This is a genomic window from Endozoicomonas sp. SESOKO1 (assembly GCF_024606265.1).
In the GTDB taxonomy this organism is placed as follows: domain Bacteria; phylum Pseudomonadota; class Gammaproteobacteria; order Pseudomonadales; family Endozoicomonadaceae; genus Endozoicomonas.
Window position 1 is genome coordinate 1 of the sequence record NZ_JAHHPP010000108.1, and the last position, 6,327, is coordinate 6,327.

The 6,327-nt window shown below is 47.4% G+C and carries 8 protein-coding genes; all 8 read right to left on the bottom strand.

The features are described 5' to 3' along the window. The coding region (locus tag KDK13_RS05805; RefSeq protein ID WP_257284015.1) for a nucleotidyl transferase AbiEii/AbiGii toxin family protein at nucleotides 1-620 on the bottom strand (620 nt) is incomplete at its 3' end. A 12-nt stretch (nucleotides 621-632) separates the two neighbouring features. Continuing rightward, nucleotides 633-1,469 (bottom strand): type IV toxin-antitoxin system AbiEi family antitoxin, encoded by an 837-nt coding sequence (locus KDK13_RS05810; RefSeq protein ID WP_257284016.1) that lies wholly within the window; start codon nucleotides 1,467-1,469, stop codon nucleotides 633-635. Between the two features lie 623 nt (nucleotides 1,470-2,092). Further along, the gene (locus tag KDK13_RS05815) at nucleotides 2,093-2,464 is read right to left on the bottom strand and encodes a calcium-binding protein (protein WP_257284017.1); all 372 of its coding nucleotides are present in this window, start codon (nucleotides 2,462-2,464) and stop codon (nucleotides 2,093-2,095) included. Between the two features lie 82 nt (nucleotides 2,465-2,546). Further along, nucleotides 2,547-2,858 (bottom strand): hypothetical protein, encoded by a 312-nt coding sequence (locus tag KDK13_RS05820; protein WP_257284018.1) that lies wholly within the window; start codon nucleotides 2,856-2,858, stop codon nucleotides 2,547-2,549. Between the two features lie 331 nt (nucleotides 2,859-3,189). Further along, nucleotides 3,190-4,110 (bottom strand): nucleotidyl transferase AbiEii/AbiGii toxin family protein, encoded by a 921-nt coding sequence (locus KDK13_RS05825; RefSeq protein WP_257284020.1) that lies wholly within the window; start codon nucleotides 4,108-4,110, stop codon nucleotides 3,190-3,192. After that, complete coding sequence (gene abiEi, locus KDK13_RS05830; RefSeq protein ID WP_257284021.1) at nucleotides 4,094-4,636, bottom strand: type IV toxin-antitoxin system AbiEi family antitoxin; 543 nt, start codon at nucleotides 4,634-4,636, stop codon at nucleotides 4,094-4,096. The genes KDK13_RS05825 and abiEi overlap by 17 nt, the downstream gene beginning before the upstream one ends. 95 nt (nucleotides 4,637-4,731) lie before the next feature. Next, nucleotides 4,732-5,355 (bottom strand): hypothetical protein, encoded by a 624-nt coding sequence (locus KDK13_RS05835; protein WP_257284022.1) that lies wholly within the window; start codon nucleotides 5,353-5,355, stop codon nucleotides 4,732-4,734. 5 nt (nucleotides 5,356-5,360) lie between these two features. After that, nucleotides 5,361-6,149 carry a hypothetical protein gene (locus tag KDK13_RS05840; protein ID WP_257284023.1) on the bottom strand — a complete coding sequence of 263 codons (789 nt, stop codon included), beginning with the start codon at nucleotides 6,147-6,149 and terminating at the stop codon, nucleotides 5,361-5,363. Between the last annotated feature and the right edge of the window lie 178 nt (nucleotides 6,150-6,327).

Sequence of the window (6,327 nt, forward strand, 5' to 3'; positions counted from 1 at the left end):
GGAAGGCGTGTTGAAGCAGGAAGGTTCTTGGAGCGATCTAAGAACCCTCGCCCGAAAGGGCGGGGAGTGTCAGGCAGGTCATCAGTAAGTCCTTCATTCTCAAGAAGCCACTTCACATCGTACAGATCCCTTGGATGCTGGCGGTCCAGAGCAGCACAGATTTTTCCGGCATAAAGGTCAGCCAGCCTGACCACCAGCATTTCTGCATAACCGAACTCATCTTCTACGGCTTCAGATACAGGCATAACTTCTGGTTCAAATACTGTACCTCGCAGCACGGGTGACAGCTCTACTTTTATCTGTACACCAGAGCGCTGAACGATGAGACGCAGGGCATCTTCTTTATCTTTATAGGCCTCAGTAACATCAATTCCTTGCAATGTGGCCTGAAGATTATCGCTGACCTCTCGCAATGCCTTTTTAATGTCAGATAGCGCCTCATTGCGTTCTTTTAATGGGAGGTACACCAGATCGATATCGACGGACAAGCGAGGAAGATTCCGAACAAACAAATTGATTGCGGTTCCTCCCTTCAAGGCGAAGCAACTATGCTTGCTAATGAAAGGCAACACCTGCAAGAGTAGCTGTACCTGCTTATAGAAATAGCTGGATCGATCCATTCTATGACTCTCTCAATGTCTGGACTCATTCTTCATGTGGGTGGGCACAGTAATTAAATACTGCTGATCCAACGCTCCATGTTTAGCAATAACACGCTTTCCGGAACCAAGTTCATAACTGCCTGTGTTCAAACGGGAAAGCCATGGATATTGGTGACGCTCTGCAAGCCAGAGAAATAACCTTTTTACCTTTATGCTCAGACACGCTTTCAACAATTGATCCAGCTTTCTTGGTGACAGGTTTACCAATCCCTGCATCAGTTCATCCGCATGTTCAAAACTGAGCTTATCAGGAAGATCAGCGATCACTTCCAATATAGCCTTTTCTGGACAAGAAAAATAAATCGGGGGCAGGTTGGGATCGAACTCATGAGATCTCAAAAGACCAGAGCTCTGCATCAGCGATTCTGGCCAAAGCCGCCTGGTACTATGTACCGTCAATATCGCAGTCGTTTCTATGCGAGACACCCAGGAAGGCAACTTAGTGGGGGAATAAAGCTGGACCGTCTGCTGGTTCCCAGGTGAGATATACTGAGCAAGCCCGGACAAAGCCAGAGCGGAGACACCACCTACGTGCACTGCGGTTGCTAAAGGCGTTGCCTGCATCCGCTGTATAGATGCAACCAACCCTTCCCAACGAAGATTGGTAGTGAATTGGGAGTATACGCCTGATGTCAGCTGCAGCAGCTTGCCACTCTTAACGCCATTATCAAGGGAGTGGGCGCTAAAGCCCTGCTCTATCAACCACTTTCGTGTAGCTAACATCCCATAGGGTAAAAGAGCATTAAGCTGCTCTTTTCGGCTATTCAGCCCATACCCAGTATCACTTGAACCTGATTTACGAACCATTCCAGCGTCTCACTGGTTTAACATTAAGAAAAAAATCGGCAAAAATAACCGAAATATTTATTAAGTATAAACTAAACCAGAAAGAATAGTTTGAATCAATCCATTTAATCGGCGAAAAAAGCCGACAAGATAAACATTTTAAAACTAACACCTTGTAGGACAGTCTTTTTTCGTATTGTCGTGTAATGGCAATTAACTACGAGGTTCTTCCTGAAAGGCCGGGAATATAAAGTTTTATAAATGGCTCCCAGTTCATGGTCTGGCTGGAGCTACCGGTTTCCCCTTACTTCTGGGTTTATTACGGTTCATCACCAGATCCTGAATGACTGCCTCCGGGTATAATTGGATAGCAGCTTTCACCAGTGCTTTCATTGTCTCCAGAAAAATATACCTGGGGTTTAGGTGATACTCTCTTAGCCTTCCAATTAAATGGCTGACAACAACGCCATCCTCTTCCATTCTAACCAGCTGTTTTTGTACTGAGTTTTGAGAAAGGCCGAAGAATTCGGCAATACCTTTTCCGTAGCCAGAGTTCCTGAGCGATAGGTATATCAGAATCTTTTCCTGACTTTTCAAGGTCCTTATCTGGGACTCTTGAGTACCAGATTGAGACTTAAGAGAACTTAAAAACGGTATCCCTGCTCAACCCAGTAATGCCAGTCACCAATGGCCTCAACCGTCTCATCGTCCAGGTCATCGCTGCATGCTTCGAGTTGCACCAGCGGAACTGCCAATGTTCGATCCAGCCACTTAATCTGAACCTGCATGGTGGCCTCGCAATAATCCTGATCCGCCATTCCGGTAACCACCACCCGCTCTTTCATTTTCAGTGGTGATACCGTTAACTCCTGACAGCACTCTGCCTCAAAGGGAAAAGCCAGCCTGTCATCCAGGTAACAATGCCAGCCGGTGCTACGCTCCAGCTCATCATAGCAATCCACAACAATGTCCTTGTAAATCCGTTCCTCTATTTCAGTATTTTTTGATGAACTCATTACTGACTCCTATACAGTATGTTTAACCCGTTTAATCAATCACCAGCTGCTGAAAACAGGCAGGCTTCAAGCTGGAAGTTATTCACTCAAGTAATGAGCCCTGAACAGTCTCACTGCGCTGATCAGCCCTCTCATCGTCAATCAACAGCTCCCCTTCCTGTTCACCCTGCCCATCCAGAACCCGGTAAAGCAGAGAATAAGCGACCCGCCATTGCCCCTCCTCTTCAACCTTCAGGGTGACCGACTTGGTATTCAGACGGAGGACATGGCCAAAATGTTCCTCTCCTTGCTTATCTTTAAAACCCAGCAGATCACCCACAGCAATGGCATGGTGACTCAGGCCTTGTTGAGTTTCATGATTAACACGGGCATCGGCGCCTTCGAGATTGAGCATATAGTAGGGCACCGTCCAACGTTTACCATCGGTAAATCCAGCACCAGTGCCCGTTTTTTCTTAAGCTGCAACACCTCACAATCCCGCAGCGAATTACTATTACGGTCAAAGTAACTCAGCTTCTGTCCTATGGTCAGCGCAGCCTTGAACCGGCCAATACGTTCTGACGACTCCAACTCACGATCAATCATGGCATTCAGCCGGAATCGATCAAAGGTGCTGGCACGGTTCAGGGCTTACAGCAATTGGGCATAGTCCATGGCTGGTTTGGCTGGCGGGTTACTGTTGTTCATTCGTTGTCGTTACTCCGGAAAAGAAGATTCGAGTATCATCACATTCTGAACTCAGGAAGCTCACCTTCACCATAAAGCTCTCCCTTTAAGCGGCTAAACAGTTTTTGTAACGTCCCTGACAAGTAGCTTTCAAATTTCCCCTTACCTAAAGTGCGCTCATAAACATCGGCAGGTATAAATCGCCGCATTTCAGTTTTAAGCCCACCACAGGACACTATGTCAGGGATATTCCGAACCAGCTGATCCAGCCGCTGCTCAAAGTCATCAAGCCGGTAGTCGTTCACTTTCTTCTTCACCAGCTCAACATTCACTTCAGCACCCTGTTGCTGAAGCCAGGGCAGATCCCAGATATCGCGATAGCGAATGTATTTTTGTGTTGCAGGCAAGGCGATCAGCTTATCTGCCAGTACTTCATCAAGGGTTTCAGTGAATACCAAGGTGTCTCCATAACCATCGGGGAGAAACGGGTAATTCACTCGCAGCGGCAACGCTTCTTTGGTATATGCCGGAACATTAGCGACTTCAATCTTGATTTTTTGCCGGGGACTATCCTTACGCTTCGGAGAGGTTATTACCGAAATTTGCCATTTATCAATATTCATTTGTGCATAACAAGGCTCTTTTCTGAGCGTTGCAGGCTCTTTAACCAATACCTCCAATCCATATCTGGCCCCAATATAGTCCTCAATACACGTCTTTATGTTGGCAAGAGAGGCTGACGAAAAATCCACCCCTCCAACAAAATCCAGATCCTCACTGAACCGGTTACCGCCATGACAAAGACGAAGCGACGTACCGCCCTGAAACACCAAATGATCCAACAGGCCTTCCCGGTCAAGACAGAACAGAATGTCATAGTGAAGCAGCTCTTTCTCAACGACTGGCCGCATGAGCGCGAGATGATTATTTTGCATAATCCTCTCAACCAGCTGTGAAAAATCCTCAGTGGTCATTTTCATAACTCTGTGCCTCCTTCACCAGATGAATATTCCTCCCTACACGCCGAAGATCACGCAATGCGGCCTCAGGCGTAGCAATTTTTAACGGTCTGTCACGATCAACGACACTGTCCAGAATATCGGCGACTGAACGGCAAGTGTGGGTAAATTCAAGAACCCCAAAAGGAGTTTTATACGCTCCCTTCCGGCCTGTGGTCATAATGGTCAGCCGATCGACAGGAATCTGGGAAATAACGCCATACTCCGATAGCGCTGATTCCAAACTGATGTAGTTGTACTCCCCCCTTCGCAAGGCTATGGCAATGCGCTCCAGCATATCTGCATTTTTGTTGCTTGAGAGGGTGAACGTATAAATCCCTTTCATCATCCGACGAAGAATACCATTCTTCACCAACCGAACCAGTCCAGCCTGAAAGGCTCGCGGGGAGTCTTCAATGAAGATTTTGCCCAAATCCCTGGTGGTAAAAACCGAATATCCCATCCGGTCAAAAGCCGATAGCCGGTGGATTGCCGTGGCCTGATCCATCGTTACCACTCCTTTATGTAGACGCTTTAATCACTTAAATGGTGTATATCTGTCTACATAATAGCAAAATACACAGCATATAAACGCGAACAACATTAAATAGTGGTATTTGTGTCTACTTCCGGTTTGACCCTGGCCGACGCAACAACCCGTTGGGCATCCAGTTTCAGGAAATCGCACAACGCACTCTGGCTGGCAGAAAGATCATCAAGTCCCGGTGGAATGGCGGGGGACAGCGCATCCGGTTCCAGCTCATCCAATTGAGATAACCAGGCCAGATACAGTGAACGATAGTCACCGTGCATCAGCTCGCTGCGAACGTTCAGCAGGCTGCCCATCCAGCCATCGCCTTCATCCCAGTCGTCGTCGTAGCCGTCTTCATTTTCATAGGCAAACTCAATAATCCAGTGACTGGCCACTTCCGTGTAATTGCAGGTATCATTCACCAGATACCGAAGCAGCAGCGACTCATCCAGAAGATTTCGCGGCACCTTAATCGCAAAAATTTTGCAGCCAAAATTGGAGACATAAACATAAGCATCAAAGAACCTGCTCAGTAACTGCCTTGGGTCGGCTTTTAAATCACCGTAGTTATAGGTGTTACAGAACCGGGTAGACGATATCTGTGCCCGGCTGGAAATCCCCCGGAGATAACCCATCTCCTCTTTCGACAACTGCCGGTCAACGGCCACCAACTCGTAATACTGGTATTCACTCATGGTTGTTATGCCTTCTGCATCGTCTTACGCTTACGTACTTCGTCCAGGCTGACCACATTATCGGGCACAACCAATGGTGCCTCCTGTCCAATAACAGTAGCTAATACCGCAGGAAAAGGATTCGGAAAATCCCCATCAGGCGTTTGCGGATACGCCCACTCAGACAGACCTCTGGCAAACCGGAACAGCCAGTCATCTACCATCCGTGACATAGGAATAAACCGCTCCATTTGTTTTGCATCAGGATACGCCTTAGCCTTTTTATGGACGCAATTAATACGGTGCATTCCCAACCCGATTTCTTCACTCTCGTCCAGTTGATCCACCCCATAATGTTCATAGGACTGGCTCAGCCACTGCTCCGCATCCGCAACATGTCCGTTGACGCTGAGGTCGGTATTCCTGACAAACCGGATCCCCTTCTCCCTATCCATAAACTGGTCATACATGGTCTGAGCTTGCTCCTCTGTTGTAGCACCACTCTCTATGGCCATATGGATACACTCTCTGGCCCAGCGTTTAGTGAACCGCTCAGCAAACTCATCTAAATCAGAAAACATCGGGTTAGAAAACAGAATGGCATAACGACTACGGGCTTCTACGGCAATAACATCCGTGTACCCTTCTCTATTCCGGTAACCCTTAATCGCATGCACCTGCCAGGCAATGACATTATCGCCAGAAGCAATGGGCTGAGTGCCTATGCGCTTACCATCCGGACTGGGCAAACGATCCAGATCAACCTTCATATATTTACAAAAGGCATTGGTCGCAGATATTAATATTTCAAGCATTCACAGCATCTCTTTTATTGTCCTCTCGCGGGAGGATTTACTGGTCGAAAATAACAGATTTGAACTATCAGTCAGATCACTGCGGGATGCAAGCAAGAGCAAAGTAATGACATTACTTTGCAGACTGAAGTGGTTATAGTTTTCCGGACACACAAGCACGGGTAATATCAAAGCCCCT

Bases quoted from the DNA above. Each gene is read 5' to 3' on its own strand.
- KDK13_RS05810 (WP_257284016.1), bottom strand. From the start codon at position 1,469: ATGGTTCGTAAATCAGGTTCAAGTGATACTGGGTATGGGCTGAATAGC.
- KDK13_RS05815 (WP_257284017.1), bottom strand. From the start codon at position 2,464: ATGAGTTCATCAAAAAATACTGAAATAGAGGAACGGATTTACAAGGAC.
- KDK13_RS05820 (WP_257284018.1), bottom strand. From the start codon at position 2,858: ATGCTCAATCTCGAAGGCGCCGATGCCCGTGTTAATCATGAAACTCAA.
- KDK13_RS05825 (WP_257284020.1), bottom strand. From the start codon at position 4,110: ATGAAAATGACCACTGAGGATTTTTCACAGCTGGTTGAGAGGATTATG.
- abiEi (WP_257284021.1), bottom strand. From the start codon at position 4,636: ATGGATCAGGCCACGGCAATCCACCGGCTATCGGCTTTTGACCGGATG.
- KDK13_RS05835 (WP_257284022.1), bottom strand. From the start codon at position 5,355: ATGAGTGAATACCAGTATTACGAGTTGGTGGCCGTTGACCGGCAGTTG.
- KDK13_RS05840 (WP_257284023.1), bottom strand. From the start codon at position 6,149: ATGCTTGAAATATTAATATCTGCGACCAATGCCTTTTGTAAATATATG.